Annotated in this window: 15 protein-coding genes and 1 pseudogene; 10 read left to right on the forward strand and 6 right to left on the reverse strand. The window is 58.7% G+C overall.

The genetic code is table 11. From position 1 onward, the window contains the following. The first annotated feature begins 9 nt into the window (after nucleotides 1-9). From LG31_RS0111770 to htpG, 7 genes and pseudogenes are all read left to right on the forward strand, one after another. Entirely contained in the window at nucleotides 10-2,052 is a 2,043-nt protein-coding gene (locus LG31_RS0111770; protein WP_033114655.1) for a type VI secretion system Vgr family protein, read from the forward strand. Next, nucleotides 2,052-2,888: a DUF4123 domain-containing protein gene (locus LG31_RS0111775; protein ID WP_033114656.1), complete on the forward strand. Its 837-nt coding sequence runs from the start codon at nucleotides 2,052-2,054 to the stop codon at nucleotides 2,886-2,888. Before LG31_RS0111770 ends, LG31_RS0111775 begins: the two co-directional genes overlap by 1 nt. Next, nucleotides 2,889-6,089, forward strand: coding sequence for a T6SS effector BTH_I2691 family protein (locus LG31_RS0111780; protein WP_033114657.1), 3,201 nt, complete (start codon nucleotides 2,889-2,891; stop codon nucleotides 6,087-6,089). After that, nucleotides 6,089-6,832 carry a hypothetical protein gene (locus LG31_RS20145; RefSeq protein ID WP_050513451.1) on the forward strand — a complete coding sequence of 248 codons (744 nt, stop codon included), beginning with the start codon at nucleotides 6,089-6,091 and terminating at the stop codon, nucleotides 6,830-6,832. The genes LG31_RS0111780 and LG31_RS20145 overlap by 1 nt, the downstream gene beginning before the upstream one ends. 164 nt (nucleotides 6,833-6,996) lie before the next feature. Next, nucleotides 6,997-7,691: pseudogene (locus LG31_RS20485) on the forward strand (IS1 family transposase). 257 nt (nucleotides 7,692-7,948) lie between these two features. Next, on the forward strand, nucleotides 7,949-8,551 hold the full coding sequence (gene recR / locus LG31_RS0111790; RefSeq protein WP_033114658.1) for a recombination mediator RecR: 603 nt from the start codon (nucleotides 7,949-7,951) through the stop codon (nucleotides 8,549-8,551). A gap of 165 nt (nucleotides 8,552-8,716) precedes the next feature. After that, the gene (gene htpG / locus LG31_RS0111795; protein WP_033114659.1) at nucleotides 8,717-10,630 is read left to right on the forward strand and encodes a molecular chaperone HtpG; all 1,914 of its coding nucleotides are present in this window, start codon (nucleotides 8,717-8,719) and stop codon (nucleotides 10,628-10,630) included. Between the two features lie 105 nt (nucleotides 10,631-10,735). Here htpG and LG31_RS0111800 read toward each other — a convergent pair whose 3' ends face one another. From LG31_RS0111800 to pspF, 6 genes are all read right to left on the reverse strand, one after another. Continuing rightward, a complete protein-coding gene (locus LG31_RS0111800; protein WP_033114706.1) occupies nucleotides 10,736-11,521 on the reverse strand; it encodes a peptide ABC transporter ATP-binding protein in 786 nt (261 codons plus the stop codon). 32 nt (nucleotides 11,522-11,553) lie between these two features. Then, a complete protein-coding gene (locus LG31_RS0111805) occupies nucleotides 11,554-12,552 on the reverse strand; it encodes a peptide ABC transporter ATP-binding protein (protein ID WP_033114660.1) in 999 nt (332 codons plus the stop codon). Next, nucleotides 12,552-13,445: an ABC transporter permease subunit gene (locus tag LG31_RS0111810; RefSeq protein ID WP_033114661.1), complete on the reverse strand. Its 894-nt coding sequence runs from the start codon at nucleotides 13,443-13,445 to the stop codon at nucleotides 12,552-12,554. Before LG31_RS0111810 ends, LG31_RS0111805 begins: the two co-directional genes overlap by 1 nt. 35 nt (nucleotides 13,446-13,480) lie before the next feature. After that, on the reverse strand, nucleotides 13,481-14,440 hold the full coding sequence (locus tag LG31_RS0111815; protein WP_033114662.1) for an ABC transporter permease: 960 nt from the start codon (nucleotides 14,438-14,440) through the stop codon (nucleotides 13,481-13,483). Between the two features lie 2 nt (nucleotides 14,441-14,442). Further along, nucleotides 14,443-16,038: an ABC transporter substrate-binding protein SapA gene (sapA, locus tag LG31_RS0111820; RefSeq protein WP_033114663.1), complete on the reverse strand. Its 1,596-nt coding sequence runs from the start codon at nucleotides 16,036-16,038 to the stop codon at nucleotides 14,443-14,445. A gap of 83 nt (nucleotides 16,039-16,121) precedes the next feature. Continuing rightward, a complete protein-coding gene (pspF, locus tag LG31_RS0111825) occupies nucleotides 16,122-17,162 on the reverse strand; it encodes a phage shock protein operon transcriptional activator (protein WP_033114664.1) in 1,041 nt (346 codons plus the stop codon). A gap of 196 nt (nucleotides 17,163-17,358) precedes the next feature. On the opposite strand from pspF, the gene pspA reads away from it, so the two are divergent. The 3 genes from pspA to pspC are packed head-to-tail and all read left to right on the forward strand — an operon-like array spanning nucleotide 17,359 to nucleotide 18,674. Then, the gene (gene pspA, locus LG31_RS0111830; protein WP_033114665.1) at nucleotides 17,359-18,033 is read left to right on the forward strand and encodes a phage shock protein PspA; all 675 of its coding nucleotides are present in this window, start codon (nucleotides 17,359-17,361) and stop codon (nucleotides 18,031-18,033) included. A 3-nt stretch (nucleotides 18,034-18,036) separates the two neighbouring features. After that, complete coding sequence (pspB, locus tag LG31_RS0111835; RefSeq protein WP_033114666.1) at nucleotides 18,037-18,273, forward strand: envelope stress response membrane protein PspB; 237 nt, start codon at nucleotides 18,037-18,039, stop codon at nucleotides 18,271-18,273. Next, nucleotides 18,270-18,674 carry an envelope stress response membrane protein PspC gene (gene pspC, locus LG31_RS0111840; protein ID WP_033114667.1) on the forward strand — a complete coding sequence of 135 codons (405 nt, stop codon included), beginning with the start codon at nucleotides 18,270-18,272 and terminating at the stop codon, nucleotides 18,672-18,674. Before pspB ends, pspC begins: the two co-directional genes overlap by 4 nt. Nucleotides 18,675-18,778 lie beyond the last annotated feature (104 nt).

Genomic DNA, 18,778 nt, shown 5'->3' on the forward strand with positions numbered 1-18,778 from the left:
GAGCAGATCATGGCACAAAGCACCGGATTGCAATTTACCGTCAAGGTGGGGGCGCTGCCCGAGAGCACCTTCGTGGTGGCGAGTTTCCAGCTGGACGAGGGGCTGAACCGGCCGTTCAACCTGCGCCTTGAGCTGGCAAGTAGCCAGCCCGATGTCGACTTTGGCGCCGTATTGGACCAGCCGTGCGAGCTCATGGTGTGGTACAACGGCGAGCTGCAGCGCAGAGTGTGCGGGGTCGTGAGCGAGTTTGCCCAAGGGGATAGCGGCTTTCGCCGCACCCGTTACAGTCTTGAGGTGAAACCCGCCCTGTGGCGGCTGGGCCTGCGCCAAAACTCCCGCATCTTTCAGGCGCAAAAGCCCGATGAAATCCTCAGCATCCTGCTGCAAGAGCACGGCATCACCGACTACGCCTTTGCCCTGAAAAACGAGCACGCCCAGCGCGAATACTGCGTCCAGTATCGGGAAACAGACCTCGATTTCGTTAACCGCCTGGCCGCCGAAGAGGGGCTCTTCTATTTTCACGAGTTTGAAGCAGGTAAACACCGCATCGTCTTTGCCGACGATGCCGCAGCCCTGACTGCCGGCCCCGAGCTTTTCTTCAACCTCGGCAACCGCTCGCTGGAACAAGGCCCTTACGTGCGCCAGTTCCACTACCGCGAATCGGTACGGCCAAGCGATGTAGAGCTCAAAGACTACAGCTTCAAGACCCCGGCTTACGGCCTCTCCCACAAAAAGCAGGGCGCTGAGCTTTCGCATCAACGGGATACCTACCAGCATTTTGACTACCCGGGGCGCTACAAGCAGGACGGCAGCGGCAAGCCCTTTGCCCAGCACCGGCTCGATGCCCTGCGCAATGACGCGGTGGCGGGCAGTGGCAAATCCAACAGCGCCGCGTTGCTGCCGGGCCAGCACTTTTCACTCACCGAACACCCCAACGGCAGCCTCAACACCGACTGGCAAATCGTCCATATCCGCCACACCGGTGAACAGCCGCAGGCCTTGGAAGAAGAAGGTGGCAGCGGCCCGACCGTTTACCACAACGAATTTGGCGTGGTCAAAGCGAGTACAACCTGGCGTGCCCGCATCGGCAGCCCTGAGGCGCCCCACAAGCCGATGGTGGATGGCCCGCAAATCGCCATGGTGGTGGGTCCCGACGGTGAGGAAATTTACTGCGACGAGCACGGCCGGGTGAAGCTGCAATTCCCGTGGGACAGATATGGCAGCTCCAACGACATGAGCTCCTGCTGGGTGCGAGTGAGCCAGGGCTGGGCTGGCGGTCAATACGGCATGATGGCGATTCCGCGCATTGGCCACGAGGTCATTGTGAGTTTTCTGGAAGGTGACCCCGACCAGCCCATCGTGACGGGTCGCACCTACCACGCCACCAACCGGCCACCGTATGAGCTACCCGCCCACAAGACCCGCACCGTGCTGCGCACCGAAACCCACAAGGGCGAGGGCTTTAACGAGCTGCGCTTTGAAGACCAGGCGGGACAGGAAGAGATTTATATCCACGGTCAGAAAGACCTGAATGTGCTGATAGAGAACGATGCGGCGTGGCATATCAAGCACGATGAGCACCGTGATATCGACAACGAGCGGGTCACCCGCATCAAGGCCAACGACCACCTGACGGTGGATGGTGAGAAGCGTGACCAGATCAAGGCGGACTACTCGCTGACGGTGGATGCCTCCATGCATCAGAAGCTGGGTCAATCCCTGCTGGTTGATGCCGGTCAGGAGGTGCATCACAAGGCTGGCATGAAGATCGTGATGGAGGCCGGCGCCGAGTTGACCCTCAAGGTGGGCGGCAGCTTTGTGAAGCTGGATGCCGGTGGCGTCACGCTAAGCGGTGGCTCCATCAAGATGAACTCCGGCGGTAGCCCGGGATCTGGGTCCGGTTGGGCTGGGCAGATGCCGAGCCAGCCCGGTGCGGTTGAGGTTGTTGCCCCCCCTGTGCCTATGGATCCGGTGCGCCAGATTGCAACGCTCAAATCGGCAGAGCCGGTCTGTGAGATTTGTGAACAGCTGGCCAAGGGGGAGAGCCAGTAATGGTTTTGCCCGAGTTTGATTTGGCCAAAGGAGAGCACCTCTATCTGCTGCTCGATGGCGGGCAGATCCCCGAGCTTGAACGGCAGTTGTTTGAGGTCACCGATAGCCCCGTTTACCAGCCACTTTATCTCTACGCTCCATGGGATAGTTTGCGGGAGGTCTCCCCCTGTTTGGTTGAGGCCAGCGAGCCCTTGCTCAGCTGGTTTCAGACGCTGCCCGCCAATGCCGGATGGCTGCTTTCGTCCCCTTTGTCCCTTTTGCCGCTGGCTGATCAGTTGCGCCAGCTTATCGAGGTCGAAAGTCCCTACGGTAGCCGTATTTTGCTCAAACTAGCAGCGCCGGAAACCATGGCATGTCTATTGGTGGATGCAGATCCCTGGTATTGGCGAGGGATAACACAGGTCTGGCTGCCAACCCGCACCGGTTGGCTCCATTGGCAGGTCAAAGAGGCACTTGCCGAGCCGATTGGCGATACATGCAGACTGACTGATGCACAGTGGGCACGTTTGAGTGACGTGAGCTGGCAACACCAGCTGGATGCAACTTATCACCACATGGCGCACTGGTTTCCTGCCCGGTTGGCGCAGCTGAGTGATCCGCAGAACTGGATTGTCCGCTGGGCTGAGCAGGCCTATCAACTTGGATTTCAGACCGAACGCGACCTGCTGCTGTTTTTCAATGTGCTGGGATTTGTCGGCGAGGAATGGTGGCAGGGGGATGACTACCCGACGCTGACCAAACTGCTGACAGCGCCTTCGGCGCAAACCCCGTCACAACGTGTGGAGCTGGCGGCCAGTTGGGCTGAGCATCACGCATTACCACAGGAGTTAAGCTAAATGGGCCAACAAAACCAAGCCAAGGGTGGACCCAATCAGGTGGCCATGGCGACCAGCAACAAGGATTGCAAAAGCCCGGTTGGCACCTGTCCCTTTAAAAACAAAGAGATTGCCCTGGTACCGGTGCGCTATGCCCTCGATGAGCCTTTCGCACCTCCTCAGAAGCAGCCGCATCCCTTGCCCGCCGGAGCGGGTTTTGTGGCACCGCTCAAGCTCAAGGAGAGTTGTTATGCACTGCGCCAGCTGCGCGATGGCTGGCTCTATGTCTATGACGAAAAAGCCAAGGTGTTGGATGAATATGAAGTGAAGGAGGCGAATTTCATTAGTCAGAGCAAGGGCAGCAAGAGCCATCTGCTCTATCCGGCGACTCACTCTCTGTCCCTCATTTATTCTCCCCAGCGCTGGTCTGGGCGTATCAGGAAAGAGATGGAGAAGAACAGCGGCTTGCGCAGTGCCTGGATGCGGCAGGTCAAGCTGGGCAGTTTTGCCAGCACCATGAAGGCCGCTCATTGCGGCTTGCCTGATGCTCTCGATCTGGTTGCGGATCTCGGTATGCCAAATAACGGCTTTGTGCTCTCTTGCACTCCACTGGTCAAGCCAGCCGAAGAGGATAAGCAAGGGATAAAACTGTTGGTACACAAGCCAGCGAGTTCACCAGCCGCCTACAAGGCGGGAATGCCGGATCCCCAAAGTGCCATGGTAGTGGCTCTGGAGGATCCGCTGGCCGATCTGGCAGACCTTTCCATGAAGGTCAATCAACTGTTGGCCAAGCGCGAAGCCTTGATGGGCAAGAATGAGACACTGCGCAAGGCAAACACGCACAAGCTGATGATGGCCGAGGTGACGCGCAATCTGACCAGGGTGCGCCTCGATGAGAAAGAGTTACCGGCCTCCGTCAGGGGCAATGTGGCCAAGACCCATGCCTTTGAAGAGGCACTGGATGATTATCTTGGGGATCGCTATCTCGCCGATATAGAGAACATGGCGGCAGAGCCGGGTGTAATAAGGTGGGACTCCCCTCTGGAAAAACAGGCCGAGGCCAAGTTGAAGATCCTGCGGGAACAATATGGTTTCAATCCATCCCACAAGCAGGTAAGTCAGTGGAAAGAACGCGCAGCGTTCCAGGGCGAGGTCAATTGGAGTGGCCTCAATGCCTTTATCAAGCAGTATCAGGTGCCACTCAATGAACTGGATCTGGCTTTGGGCCGTGCCCATGAGGACCTGCGCAATGGCCTGACCCGCCTCAAAGCCGATCCGCTGCCCTTTGGTCTGGACAACAAAACAGCCAAGGGGCAAGCCTATCTGCAAACCCTGTTTGCCGAAGCGGGGCAGGCCCTCTCCCTCAGTTGCAGCACAGAGGGCAACAAAAAAGCGCTGGAAAAACTGCTTGGCGAGAAGGTCAATGACAACTTGCTGGCGCTGGCCCCCTATGGCTTTGACGCCGCGCTACACAAAGGGCTGAGTGAACAGACTGTCGACAATGTCTGGCTCAGCGCCTCCTCTGGCGACATGTCAGCCCTCTTCGGTAGAACGGCCGACCTGGAGGCGCTACTGGGTGACGACGGGCTCAAGCAGAAACCCTGGTTTCAGGCTGCCGAAGCCGTGATTGACGCCATGAAGGCGGCAGCAAAGTCATTGGCCAAGGGGGCGCATGCCCAGATCATGGCGGCCATCTTGCCCCACGCCTGGAAGAACAGCCTGGCAGGTAATCTGAGGCTGGTGCTGCTGGAATCACTGCTCGGTGACCAGCCGCTGCAGGTCAACAGCGGCTATCGGATGCTATCCAAGAGCTTCAAGCAGAAGGTCTGGATCATTACCAAACAGATGGCAGCCATCAGCTCGCCACCAGCGGGACACAACACCACGGTGCAGGCCATCAACGGCGATCTGCGCAGTCTGCAGCAACAGCTGGATGCCTTGATCGCCCGTGAGATGCCCATGCTGGTGAAACTCAAGGGTGAATACTACCAGCAGCAGGCCAGACAATATATCGGCGACTATCTGGCAAGTGTGCGCAGCGGTGTAAATCAGCGCATCACCGCCATGAACGAGAGAGTCCCCAATCTGACTACCTTTGGCGGGCTGGTTGCCCTGCTCAACCTCTGGAACCTGACGGTGGTCATGGCCGGAACGGCGCAAAATGCCCAGTCGGTTGGCCGGTTGCGTGCCAATATACAGCTGGGCTCGGCCTTCGCCTGGACCGGCAATGCCATCGCCGCGCTCTATCAGGGGGCGGTGTGGGGGCAGTTGAAACCACTCACTGCGGATGGGGGTAAGAGAGCCCTGACTGCAATTCCGATAAAAGTGGCCATAAAAGAGGGCGAACATGCCGCGCTGGTGAAAACCTTCTCACTGCGTATGCTGGCCTTTTCTGGCTTGGGCATGGCGGCGGCCGGGGCAGAGCTTTGGGATACTTGGCAGGCTAGTAAGGACCCCCTGATAAGCGGCATGGAAAAAACACTCTTGCAGATGAAAGCCGTGGTGTTATTTGGGCAAGGTGGCATCTTCCTCATTCAGCTTGCGTATTTAGGTGTCAATAGTTTAGGTTTTTCATCCATCGCAGCTATCTGTGCAAGCTGGATGGGGATTGGCTTCTTTGTGCTGGGGGCAGCCTATCTGGTCGTGACTGTACTGCTCAATATCTTTAAAACTTCGGATCTGGAAAAGTGGCTGCTGCAATCCACCTGGGGCAAGCAGCCTGCTGGCTGGTCTGCCGAAGACGAGTTGGCCCGCTTCGAGGTGCTGGTCAATAAACCGGGGGCCAGCTTGAGTGTGGTGCGCTCGGCCCCTCAGGGGTGGATGGATACGGGTCGCCCCCAATGGCAATTGCAGCTCTCGCTGCCTGCTCATTTGCGCGGGCAGACCATAGGGCTGAAGGTCATTAGCCAACCGCTCGCCAAGGCTGGCCAGATGATACCGGCCCGCTCTAAAGAGGAGCTGGCGCGCTATCAGGTCGCCATGCAGCCCAAAACGCTGGAGATACAGCGCGGACGTTGGGATGAGCTGGTCTATACCCTGCCGCTGGGGATCGATATCAATACTACCATCAAGCTGGAGCTGGGTTATCTCGGGGGCATGGTGCAGCAGGAATTTATGTTCAAGGGCAGCAGTAGCAGTAGCGGCCCAATCACATTGGCGACAAGCTCCGGCGGCTTAGGTACCATGCCCGCGTTGATGGTCGGCAAGCAAGGGAACAGATAATGGACAACGCAAACGAAGTCATTGGGACTAATGAGCAGGAGACCCCTTTTCATCAGCTACCGCAGGAGGAGCAACAGCGCATTATCGATGCCAATCAAAAAAGGGTTCGTGAAGCGCCAACTCTCCATGAATGGGGTATCAGGGTCCCCACGCCATTCGCTTGGCTAATGATTCTAACAGTTACAACAATTATGACGTTGTTCGCTGTGGGTTGCGTATTGCTTGCTGGCGATGGTGATTGGGGGTTTGCTTATCTAGCATTCAGTGTCGCTATGGCAATGACACCTTATTTTCGCTATTTGGTTATGGCGGATAAGGATTACCACTACCGGTTAACCACTGAAGGTGTCATCGTTACTTATCAGGATGCGATTCCTGAAGCGGCCTATACCATAGTCCGTGGTTTGGCGTGGTTTGGCGTGACGGTATGCGTGCTTGCAGTCGCCCTGCTGGGGCCATTGGCCCTGGTGGGGGCCGGTGGTATGGCGCTCTTGGCAGTATTTTTTACTGACTTTAAAAGTGAAGTGACAGAGCATGAAACCATGTTTAAAAAAGAGTGGCCCTACACGCTTTCTATTTCCAATAGGAAAAAAGCACTTAGATTTGAATCCACCCCCTTTAAAATATCATATAGCGATAGCATATATTGTAAGCCTGAGGATTTTGAATGGGTTGTTGAACTTATTAAAACGCAGATTAGGTGCGTCGAAATAAAGCTTATAAAGGGCCATCCTACCACGTAATGTTATTCACTAATAACAAGCATAGAGTCGATATGTAAATTAATCCGGGCTTGTTATTTAGATATTGAATGGTGGAGGACGAGCTGGCACGCTTCGAACTGCTGGTGGTGATACCTCCAATCGGTTGAACCGATACAATGGGTGCTTTTGAGGCTGATCGCATCATGGCATCCATCGTCGTTCACTGCCCTTGTTGCAACTCTGACCAAGTATATTTGCCATGGTAAGACCCCTGCTGGCCATGTTCGCTATCGTTGCTCTGCCTGTCCCCACGTCTTTCAGCTCACCTGCACCTATGAAACCCGCAGCCTGGGGTCAAAGAGAAAATTGTTGATATGGCGTTCAACGGCTCAGGTGTTCGTGATACTGCTCGCGTCCTCAAAATTGACATTAACACCGTCATACGCACCCTAAAAACTCTCCCCAAGGCAAGTAACCTCCGAAAAGGTAGTGCTCGATGATGTGGTGCTTATCTGTGAACTTGATGAGCAGTGTGCTTATGTCGGCAACAAAAACCATCATCATTAGCTTTGGTATGCCTTTGATACCAAGAGAAAACGAGTCGTGGCCTTATACCTTTGGCCCACGCGACGATGAGACATGCCGCCGCTTGCTGAGCCTGCTTTCTCCGTTCCAGATGGGCTTTATCACCAGTGATGACTGGTGAATCTATGCCAGAGAGGTACCGAGCTAGATTTATCTGACCGGGAAGATATTCACCCAGCGTATTGAGCGTAACAACCTGACGCTTAGAACACGCTTCAAGCGATTGGCCCGCAAAACCATCAGCTTCTCTCGTTCCGTTGAGCTCCACGAGAAAGTAATTGGAACCTTTATCGAAAGGTTTCATTTCAACTGATTTAGAGACATCACCCTGGTTCGCTACCATGTGATGAATAACTTGTGCAACCAGAATCATTACTGGCGATGAGGAGGTGGTCAGCTCTACACCTCTCGGATTATCCGCGTCTTCCTGATACTCAAGGGGGTTTTCAGTCTCACCGGATAGCGCGCTGGCGCGGGCTCGGGTATAGTCCTGCGCCAGTTGCGTTATCCAGTTCAGCTGACCCGCGGTTATCCAGAGAGTGGTGCGGGTTGGCCAGTGTGAGGTGTGTTATGAAATTCAGTCCCCTGCTCGACGAGATGATGAAAGCCCTGCAGGTACTGCCGGGGGTGGGGCCCAAATCGGCGCAGCGGATGGCTTTTACCTTGCTCGAGCGCGAGCGCAGCGGCGGTTTGCGGCTGGCCCAGCTGCTCTCCCGCGCCCTGACCGAGATTGGCCACTGCAGCCACTGCCGCACCTTTACCGAGAACGATCGCTGCGATATCTGCGCCAATCCCAAGCGGGAAGAGAACGGTCTGCTCTGCGTGGTGGAGAGCCCGGCGGACGTGGCCGCCATCGAGCAGACCGGCCAGTTTTCCGGTCGCTACTTTGTGCTGATGGGCCATCTGTCGCCGCTGGACGGCATCGGCCCGGAGGAGCTGGGACTCGATATTCTGGAGCGCCGCTTGAAAGATGAGACGATCAGCGAACTGATCCTCGCCACCAACCCCACCATCGAGGGGGATGCCACCGCCTGGTATATCGCCGATATGGCCCGTGCCGCCGGGGTGGAGGTGAGCCGCATCGCCCATGGCGTGCCGGTGGGGGGCGAGCTGGAGCTGGTGGATGGCACCACACTTTCCCACTCCCTGATGGGGCGCCAGCGTCTCAAATAAGGGGCTGGATAGGATTGTGCCATTACGGCCTGATCAGAAAATCGGCAGTTGAATGGAAAAAGGGGGGGAATGAGCAGGATTGCACATTCGCCCCCTTGATATTTGGATCGTTGTCCCCATCTAGGTTGGGCGTATGTTCAACCCGATGTTTCTGAGGATTGGTCCATGACCCAAAGTGTTCATGCCGAAACCCACGGCTTTCAAACTGAAGTCAAACAACTGCTGAGCCTGATGGCTCACAGCCTCTACTCCAACAAAGAAGTATTCCTGCGCGAGCTGATTTCCAACGCATCCGATGCGGCGGACAAGCTGCGCTTCAAGGCGCTTTCCGATGCCTCTTTGTTCGAAAACGACGGCCAGTTGCGTGTGCGCCTGGTGGTGGACAAAGAGAAGCGTACCCTGACCATCTCCGATAACGGGATCGGTATGACCCGTGATCAGGTGATTGAGCACCTGGGTACCATCGCCAAGTCCGGCACCGCAGAATTCTTCAAAAACCTCTCCGGCGATCAGGGACGCGATTCCCAGCTGATCGGTCAGTTCGGGGTCGGTTTCTACTCCGCCTTTATCGTTGCCGACAAGGTGACCGTGGTTTCCCGCGCAGCCGGTACTGCTCCGGAGCAGGGCGTGCAGTGGGAGTCGGAAGGGGAAGGCTCCTTCACCGTCGCTGACGTGACCAAAGAGGGTCGCGGTACCGACGTCATCCTGCACCTGCGCGCCGAAGAGGAGGAGTTCCTCGACGACTGGCGCCTGCGTTCCGTGGTGAGCAAATACTCCGACCACATCAGCGTGCCGGTCGAGATGTTCAAAGAGGGCACCCCGGATCGTGAAGAGGATGGTGAGACCATTGTCGGCACTCCGGGTGAGTGGGAGCAGGTCAACCGCGCGACAGCACTGTGGACCCGCAACCCGAAAGATATCAAGGACGAAGAGTATCAGGAGTTTTACAAGCACGTCGCCCACGACTTTGAAGATCCGCTGCTCTGGGGTCACAACCGGGTGGAAGGGGCGCAGGAGTACACCAGCCTGCTCTACGTGCCGGCCCGCGCTCCGTTCGACCTCTACAACCGCGAGCAGAAGCACGGTCTGAAGCTCTACGTGCAGCGCGTCTTCATCATGGATGACGCCGAGCAGTTTATGCCGACCTACCTGCGCTTCGTCAAAGGGGTGCTGGACTCCAACGATCTGCCGCTCAACGTCAGCCGTGAAATCCTGCAGGACAACAAGGTGACCGCCTCCCTGCGCAAGGCTTGCTCCAAGCGCGTCCTGACCATGCTCTCCAAGCTGGCGAAAGACGATGCTGAGAAGTACGCCAAGTTCTGGAGCGAGTTCGGCAATGTGCTCAAAGAGGGCCCGGCCGAGGATTACGCCAACCGCGAAGAGATCGCCAAGCTCCTGCGCTTTGCCAGCACCGCTGGCGAGGGCGAAGCCCAGACCGTTTCGCTGGAGGATTACGTTGGCCGCATGAAGGAAGGTCAGCAGAAGATTTACTACATCACCGCCGACTCTTATGCCGCAGCCAAGAACAGCCCGCACCTCGAGATCTTCCGCAAGAAGGGCGTCGAAGTGCTGCTGATGTGGGAGCGTGTGGACGAGTGGTTGATGAGCCACCTGACCGAGTTCGATGGCAAGCAGCTCATCTCCGTCACCCGTGGCGAACTGGATCTCGGCGATCTGGAAGATGAAGCATCCAAGCAGGCGCAGGAGGAGGCCGAAAAAGCCAACGCCGGTCTGGTTGAGCGGGTCAAGAAGAGCCTCGGTGAAGCGGTGAAAGAGGTGCGTGTCACCCACCGTCTGACCGACTCCCCCTCCTGCATCGTCACCGACGCCTACGGCATGAGCACCCAGATGATCAAGCTGATGCGCGCCGCCGGCCAGCCGGTGCCGGAGCAGAAGTACATTCTGGAGCTCAACCCCGACCACGCGCTGGTGAAGAAACTCGACACCATTCAGGATGAAGCGCTGTTTGGCGAGTGGGTCACCCTGCTGCATGAACAGGCCCAGCTGGCCGAACAGGGCGGGCTGAACGATCCGGCGAGCTTCGTCTCCCGCATCAACCGCCTGCTGCTGCAAGCCTAAGTTGCAACTCCGATAACAAAAAGCCCACTGCATGCAGTGGGCTTTTTTGATCCTGCCGTGTGAGAACGGCGAAACACGGCGGCAAGGGAGGTGGCCAGCGCCTCTCTATTTGCGATATTCGTTGTTGTAGTTCTGGATGAGACGTCGGGTCACCTCATGCTGGGGGTCGGCAAACACCTTGAGGGTCTTGCCGCGCTCCACCACCCGCCCTTCATGCATTACCAGCACCTCGTCGCTGATATGGCTGACGATACCCAAATCGTTGGCCACCAGCACATAGCTCAGCCCCATGGTCTCCTGCATCTCCAGCAGCAGGTTGATGATCTGGGAGCGTACCGAGATATCCAGAGTGGTGAGTGCTTCGTCGGCCACCACGATTTTGGGGTTGAGGATCAGAGCCCTCGCCAGAGCCACCCGCTGCTGCTGACCGGAGGAGAGCATCTGCGGGTAGAAGAGGGCGTGATCGGGCAGCATGCCCACCATGCGCAGGGTCTGCACCACCTTCTCGCGGCGCTCCTCTTCGGTCATTTCGGTGTTGAGGCGCAGCGGCGTCTCCAGAATTTGGCCGACCCGGATCTTGCGGTTCAGTGAGGTATTGGGATCCTGAAAGATCATCCGCAGCAGCTTGCAGCGGGTCTGGTAATCGCCATGCACCATCAGCTGGCCGTCGATGGCGATGTCACCGCTGGTGGGCTCGATCATGCCGGCCAGAATGCGGGCCAGGGTGCTCTTGCCGGAGCCCGCTTCACCGACGATGGCCAGGGTCTGGCCAACTTCAAGGTCAAACGAGAGGGGCTTGATCGCCTCCACTGCCTGACGACGGAACAGGCCGGTACGGTTCTGGTAGGTTTTGCTGAGGCCCCTCACTTGCAGCAGGGAGGGCTCAATCACATGTGCCTCTCTGGCGGGTGCGTTACTGGTCATCATTTTTTCGGCTCCTCCATGTTCAGAGGGAAGTGGCAGCTGAACTGGTGTCCCTTCACCTTGTTCATCACCGGGGTCTGTACGCACTGCTTCTGGGCATAGGGGCAGCGCGGGCCGAGTCGGCAGCCGATAGGCAGGTGCTGCAGTGGCGGGATGACGCCGGGCAGGGTTTCGAGGCGCGACTTGTGGCGCACCAGCTTGTCAAAGTCGGGGATCGACTTGAGCAGTGCATCGGTATAGGGGTGATGCGGCGTCTCCAGGATCTGCTCGCGGGTGCCCACCTCCACCATCTGGCCGCAGTACATCACGTTGATGGTGTCAGTCAGGTTGGCGATGGCGGCGATGTCGTTGCTGATGATGAGGATGGTGGTGTTGCCCAGCTTGTTCATCTTGTCCAGCAGCCGCAGGATCTGGGAGTGGGTGGTGGACTCCATGGCGCTGGTCGGTTCGTCAGCCACCAGCAGGCGCGGCTGGTTGGCAATCGCCATGGCGATCATCACCTTCTGGCACATGCCATCAGACAGCTCATGAGGATAGGCGCGCATCACCTTGCGGTGATCCTTGACCCCGACCCGGTGCAGCAGGGCGATAGCCCGCTTCTTGCGCCACTGGAAGCGCTGCCAGAACTGTCCCTCGAACGAATCGGTCGGGATCGCCTCTTCCAGCTGGGTGCCGATCTCCTCGGAGGGGTCGAGACAGCTGATGGGATCCTGGAAGATCATGGCGATCTCGCGGCCCATGATGCGGCGCCGCTCGCGGGGCTCCATGGTCAGCAGATCCATGTCGTTGAAGCGCATCCGGTCGGCGCGCACCGTCCAGTTATCCTTTTCGATGCCGACGATCACTTTGGCGATCAGGCTCTTGCCCGAGCCGGATTCGCCGACCAGTCCGCGGATCTCCCCCTCGTTGAGGGTGAGGCTCACCTTGTCCACCGCCTTCACCTTGCCCTGCGGTGTGTCGATCTCGATGGTGAGATTGCGTATATCTAGCAACGGCATCAGTCATTCCCCTCTTTGAGCGCTTCACGGATGCCTTCACCGACCAGATTGGTGACCAGCACGCTGAACAGAATGGCGATGCCGGGCAGGGTGACGGTCCAGGGGGCGAGATAGATGAGATCGCTCGAGTCAGCCAGCATGGCACCCCACTCCGACTGGGGCGTCTGGGCGCCGAGGCCGAGAAAACCGACCGCCGAAATATCGAGGATGGCAGCTGAGAGGGTGCGGGTGGTCTGGGCCACCAGGGTCTCGACGATATTGGGCAAAATGGCCAGCCGCATGATCCGCAAGGGGGGCGAACCATCGAGCCTGCTGGCGATGATGTACTCCTTCTGCATCTCGGCATGCACCGCGTTGTAGGTAGCCCGGATAAACGGCGGGATCAGCGCGAGGGTGATGGCGATCAGGGTGTTGCCAAGACCCGGCCCCATGATGGCGACCATGATGATGGCCATCAGCAGGGAGGGGATGGAGAGCAGGGTATCGAGCAGATGGTGCAGCACGCTCGATTTAAGCCCCTTGCTCATGCCGCCGAGGATGCCGATGGCAGAACCCACCACCATGGCGATCACCACCACGATAAGGGCGCAGCCGAAGGTGAGCCGCGCGCCGACCACCAAGCGGGAGAGGATATCCCGTCCCAGATCGTCGGTGCCGAGGAAGAAGTCGATATTGCCGTTGTTGGCCCAGGAGGGGGCCAGCAGCAGATGCTCGGCATGCTGCTCATCAATGCCGTAGGGCACCACCAGCGGCCCGAACAGGGTGATGATCAGCAGCAGCAAAAAGCCCCACAGTCCTGCCATGGCAAGCGGATTGCGGCTGTAGGAGGCCCACGTCTGCTCCAGCGGCGAGAGGATCTTGAGCTCGGGATAGATGTTCGATTTATCTTGCATAGGGTACCTGGCTCCTGGTCACGCCATGAGCGCGTTCAATCTTGTTTGGCATAGAGCTCTTTGCGCCGTGCCGGATAGATAAGGGTGGTGAGCAGCTCGGTGCTGACACTGATCAGGATGACGAAACTGGCGATGACCAGGGTCGCGCCGCGAATGGCGGCATAATCCTGCAGGGCGATGCTGCTGACCAGCCAGCGGCCGATGCCATGCCACTCGAACACCACCTCGGTGATCATGGCTGAGGTGAGCACACTGCCCAGTTGCAGACCGAGCAAAGGCAGTACCGGGGGCAGGGCGTTTTTCAGGCCATGGCGCCAGACGATCTGCCACTTGGAGAGGCCACGGCTCGCTGCCGCCCTGATGTAGTTCTGCTTCATCACGTCGATGAGCGAGCTGCGCACATGGCGGATCACCTCGGTCGTGGGTACCACAGCCAGCACCAGCGAGGGGAGGATCAGGTGGCGCAAGGCATCGTGCAGCGCCGCCTGACGCCAGGGCTCCTGACTCAGCAGCACGTCGATGACGGCGATGCCGGTGATGGGAGGCACATCATAGAGCAGGCTGATCTGTCCCGATGCCGGCAGCCAGCCGAGATCGAGGGAAAAGAACATCACCACCAGCAGCGCCAGCCAGAACACCGGCACCGCGTAGCCGATGAGGCCGGCGGTCATGATGGAGAGATCCAGTGGCTTGCCCTGTGACAGGGCGGCCAGGGTACCTAGCGGGATCCCTACCAGCAGCGAGATGGTGAAAGCGGCCAGACAGAGGATCAGGGTCGCCGGGAAGTAGTGGCGAATTTCGTCCAGCACCGGCAGTCCGGAGACGCTGGATAGGCCGAGATCTCCGGCCAGAATATGGCGCAGGAAGTCGGGGTAGCCGCTCCAGAAGCTCATCTGATGGCCGAGCAGGCGATAGTCCAGCAGGTAGGCGACAAAGGTCAGGGCCAGCAGGGTGATGAGCAGCAGGTTGATGCGACGCAAGGTGTATAAAAGCATGCTTACTCCCGGTGAGCCTGATTGAAGGAGGTGCCGCCAAAGGGCATCAGGATCAGCCCTTCAATGTCACTGCGGCTGACCTGGGTGCGCAGGGCATGGGCCAGCGGAATGAGGGGCAGCTGCTCGTTGAGCAGGGTCTGGGCGTAGTAGTAATTGCGCAGCCGGAATGCCAGCTGGGGCGTGGTGACTGCATCGTCCAGCAGCTGGTCGAACGCCGGGCTGCACCAGCGGCTGTAGTTGTTGCCCCGCTCGACCGCCGAGCAGCTCAGCAGCTGGCGGAAGAAGTTGTCCGGGTCGGCGTTGTCGGCGATCCAGCCGGAGAGCAGGCTGTCGTACTGACCGGCGGCCAGGCGTTTCTCGATGACGGGCCACGCCTGCTGGACGATCTTGAGCTTGATGCCCACCTTGGCCAGATCGCTTCGCATCAACTGGGCGGTCTTGAGCGCATCCGGGTTGTAGGGTCTGGCATCAGGTTGCACCAGCACCTGCATCTCGAATCCCTTCTCGAGCCCTGCTTCCTTGAGCAGCTTGCGGGCCAGCGCCAGATCCGGCTTGCGCATCGGCAGGCTGGGATTGTAGCCCCACGAGAGCGGTGGCAGCAGGCTGTTGGCGGGCAGGCCGGTATCGAAATAGACCGCCTGCAACAGGTTGTCGATATTGATGGTGCTGGCGATGGCCTGACGCACCTTGACGTTGTTGAACGGCGGCTTGCGGGTATTGAGGGCCAAAAATGCCACGTTCATCCCTGACTGTACCGAGAGGCTGAGATCGGGATGCTGCTTGATCACCGAGAGCTGGCTGGCGGCGGGGGTGCTCATCACGTCGCACTCGCCGGTCAGCAGCTTGGCCAGCCGCTTGGACGAGCGCGGGGTGATGTCGTAGACCAGCTGCTCGATCTGGGCCGGGCCGTTCCAGTAGCCGGGATGGCGCAGATAGCGGATGAACTCGTTGTGGCGATACTCCTTGAAGCTGAACGGGCCGGTGCCGATGGGACGGGTATCGAGCAGCGCCGGGGTACCCGCCTTGAGCATCTGCTCGGCGTATTCGGCAGAGAGGATCACCGCATAGTCGCTGGCCAGGGTCGCGAGGAAGGAGGCGTTCGGCTGGTTCAGCTCGAACACCACCTGCTGCGGCCCCTTCTTGTAGACCCGCTTGATCAGCTGATCCTGCCCCAGACTGTAGAAGAAGGGGTAGTCGCCGCCGGAGACGTTGTGATAGGGGTGGTGCTCGTCGAGTTGACGGGCGTAGGTAAAGACCACGTCATCGGCATTGAGGGGGCGGCTTGGCTTGAACCAGGGGGTGTGGTGGAAACTCACCCCTTTGCGCAGGGTCAGGGTATAGGTGAGGCCATCCTCGCTCACATGCCAGTTGGTGGCGAGCGCCGGCTCCAGTGCCAGGGTATTGGGGTTGACCTCCAGCAGACGGTCGTAGAGCGGACGAGCGCTGGCATCCAGCGTAACCCCGGTGTTGGAGACATGGGGGTTGAAGGAGAGGGGAGAGCCCTCAGCGCAGTAGATGAGTCCGGTCTTGGAAGCTTCGGATTGCTTGTTGCAGCCGGTGAGCAGAACCAGCAGACCGAGCAGCAAGGGTGTGAGCATTCTCATTGTTGAACCATGTTTTTGATACGCATCTGTTTTTATATGAATACGCCAGCACTGTGCTGGCTTTGTTGGTGTCGGTGTCAACCGGACTCTTTCTGGTCTTGTTCCGTATCGTTGTCGCCATCCTGCAGCTGATACTTGCGTAGCATGCCACGAAACTGGTGATAGCTTAAGGCCAGCAGTTGGGCGGCTTTGCGCTGATTATACTGGGATTGCTGCATCGCCTGCTTGAGTAAATTAATCTCGAACTCCGCTACCGCCTGCTTGAGATCGAGCGGCAACACCCCGGTTGTCGCACCTTGCGGCTCGCTTTTACTCTCCTGACTGCGAGCGGCTACGGGCCGCCAGGGGGAATCAAACGGATTGATCACCAGCTCGGCCAGCGGCAACTGGGGGTTACCCTGGCGGTAGATGCTGCGCTCCACCACGTTTTTCAGCTCCCGCACGTTGCCAGGCCAGGGGTAATCCTGCAGCAGCTGGGTCGCCTTGCGCGAGAAGCCTGCAAACAGCGGATAGCCCAGCTCCCGGGTCATGCTGTGGGCAAAGTGCTCCGCCAGCATCAGGATATCTTCCCGCCGCTCCCGCAAGGGGGGGAGGGTAATCACATCAAACGCGAGCCGGTCCAGCAGATCGTGGCGAAACAGCCCCTTGTCGGCCAGCGCCGGCAGATCCTCGTTGGTGGCGCAGACCAACCGCACATCCACCTTGAGGGGCTTGGCGCCACCCACCCGCTCGAACTCGCCATACTCGATGACCCGCAGCAGCTTCTCCTGCACCCGGGCGCTGGTAGTGGCCAGCTCGTCGAGAAACAGGGTGCCGCCATCGGCCCGCTCGAAGCGACCCTGATGGCGCTTGGCTGCACCGGTAAAGGAGCCCGCCTCGTGACCGAACAGCTCGGTCTCCAGCAGACTCTCGCTCAGAGTGGCGCAGTTGATGGTGACAAAGCTTTGATCCCAGCGCGCCGAGAGATAATGTAGGCGGTGGGCGATCAGCTCCTTGCCCGTTCCCCGTTCACCGATGATCAGCACGGGTTTGCGCAGCGGGGCGAGCCGTGAGGCCTGCTCGATGATCTCGAGGAATGCGTTGGATTCCCCCAGCAGGCTTTCCGTGGCCGTGGTCATAGTGATCCCTGTCGGTTGTTAAAGCTGGTCAATCTTACCAAAAGTTGGTGATTTTTATCACCACTTGCATGGCATCTCTTGAAACGGGGCAAAGCAGCCCCATATAAATCAACAAGTTAAATTTCGCTCCAGATTGGCACACAAGTTGCCATTGTCAATGGAGAAACAACGCCATGCCATTAACAGGAGTGCAATCATGAGTATTTTTTCCCGTCTGGCCGACATCATCAATTCCAACCTGACGGCCCTGCTCGACAAGGCAGAAGATCCCCAGAAGATGGTGCGCCTGATCATTCAGGAGATGGAGGATGAGCTGGTCAAGGAGCGCTCCAATCTGGCCCGCTTCCTCGCCAGCCAGAAAGAGATTGGCCGTCAGGTCGCCCGCCATCAGGAGCGGGTCGACGAGTGGCAGGCCAAGGCCGAGCTGGCCCTGACCAAGGGGCGTGAAGATCTGGCCCGCGCAGCCCTGATCGAGAAGAAAAAGCAGAGCGAGTTGTCAGAGACCCTCTACCGCGAGCAGCAAGCGGTCGATAGCGGCATCGAGAAGTTGGGTGAAGAGATCCGCCAGCTCGAAGCCAAGCTGGAAGATGCCCGTGCCCGCCAAAAAGCGATGGCCATTCGCAGCGAAGCGGCCAGCAGCCGTCTCAACGTGCAGAGCCAGGTTGCCCGTGGTGACAGTCAGGCGGTGGTGAGCAAGTTCGAGCGGATAGAGCGTCGCATCGACGAGATGGAGGCCCGCGCCGATCTGGGTCAGTCCGACAAGGCGCTGGCGCAGCAGTTTGCCGAGCTGGAAGTGGACGATCAGATCAGTCGCGAGCTGGAGGCGATGCGCCAAAAGCTGGGTCAGCGTGACGGCCAGCAGGGAGAGTAAGCGATGGAGAGTCTGCTGGGTGTATTGATGGTTCCCATGGTGGTCTTCATGGTGGTGGTGGCCCCCATCTGGCTGGTGCTGCACTACCGGGCCAAGGGGCGGATGGGCGTCGGTCTTGCCGATAGCGAGCGGGAACAGCTGCAAGGGTTGCTGGCCCGTACCGAAAAGATGCAGGAGCGGGTCGGCGCGCTGGAATCGATTCTGGATGCGGAAGTGCCCGGTTGGAGGAACAAGGTATGAGCAGTGCAAGTCGTGAGGGGCGCAACCTCTATCGCGATCCCCGGCAGGGCAAGATTGCCGGGGTCTGCGCCGGTTTGGCAGAGTATTTCGGGGTAGAGACCTGGATCGTGCGGCTGCTGGCCATCAGTGGCCTTATTTTCGCCGGGTTCATCACCTTCACCGCTTACATTGCCGCCTGGTTCTTGCTCGACAAAAAGCCGGTCACCCTCTATTCCCAGGAGGATGCCGATTTTGCCGAGGTGCGGATGAAGGCGCGCAGCTGGCAGGCGGGTGTCACCCCCCAACAGGCGCTGGGCCGTGTCGCGCAGGAACTTGACGCGCTGGAGCCCAGAGTTCAGCGGATTGAGAAGCTGGTGACCTCCCGCGAGTTCACCCTGCAGCGGGAATTTCGCAAGCTGTAGTGCCTGCCGAAAGTGCCTGCCCAAGCACTCAATGTCGATGGTGGTGCCTTCAGTGATGCTCCATCATCGACGCCACTCAGGCTGATTGACCATCCAGATATGGA

The sequence above is a fragment of the Aeromonas lacus genome (genome assembly GCF_000764665.1).
Classification (GTDB): Bacteria; Pseudomonadota; Gammaproteobacteria; order Enterobacterales; family Aeromonadaceae; genus Aeromonas; species Aeromonas lacus.

Bases quoted from the DNA above. Each gene is read 5' to 3' on its own strand.
- LG31_RS0111770 (WP_033114655.1), top strand. From the start codon at position 10: ATGGCACAAAGCACCGGATTGCAATTTACCGTCAAGGTGGGGGCGCTG.
- LG31_RS0111775 (WP_033114656.1), top strand. From the start codon at position 2,052: ATGGTTTTGCCCGAGTTTGATTTGGCCAAAGGAGAGCACCTCTATCTG.
- LG31_RS0111780 (WP_033114657.1), top strand. From the start codon at position 2,889: ATGGGCCAACAAAACCAAGCCAAGGGTGGACCCAATCAGGTGGCCATG.
- LG31_RS20145 (WP_050513451.1), top strand. From the start codon at position 6,089: ATGGACAACGCAAACGAAGTCATTGGGACTAATGAGCAGGAGACCCCT.
- recR (WP_033114658.1), top strand. From the start codon at position 7,949: ATGAAATTCAGTCCCCTGCTCGACGAGATGATGAAAGCCCTGCAGGTA.
- htpG (WP_033114659.1), top strand. From the start codon at position 8,717: ATGACCCAAAGTGTTCATGCCGAAACCCACGGCTTTCAAACTGAAGTC.
- LG31_RS0111805 (WP_033114660.1), bottom strand. From the start codon at position 12,552: ATGCCGTTGCTAGATATACGCAATCTCACCATCGAGATCGACACACCG.
- LG31_RS0111810 (WP_033114661.1), bottom strand. From the start codon at position 13,445: ATGCAAGATAAATCGAACATCTATCCCGAGCTCAAGATCCTCTCGCCG.
- LG31_RS0111815 (WP_033114662.1), bottom strand. From the start codon at position 14,440: ATGCTTTTATACACCTTGCGTCGCATCAACCTGCTGCTCATCACCCTG.
- sapA (WP_033114663.1), bottom strand. From the start codon at position 16,038: ATGCTCACACCCTTGCTGCTCGGTCTGCTGGTTCTGCTCACCGGCTGC.
- pspF (WP_033114664.1), bottom strand. From the start codon at position 17,162: ATGACCACGGCCACGGAAAGCCTGCTGGGGGAATCCAACGCATTCCTC.
- pspA (WP_033114665.1), top strand. From the start codon at position 17,359: ATGAGTATTTTTTCCCGTCTGGCCGACATCATCAATTCCAACCTGACG.
- pspB (WP_033114666.1), top strand. From the start codon at position 18,037: ATGGAGAGTCTGCTGGGTGTATTGATGGTTCCCATGGTGGTCTTCATG.
- pspC (WP_033114667.1), top strand. From the start codon at position 18,270: ATGAGCAGTGCAAGTCGTGAGGGGCGCAACCTCTATCGCGATCCCCGG.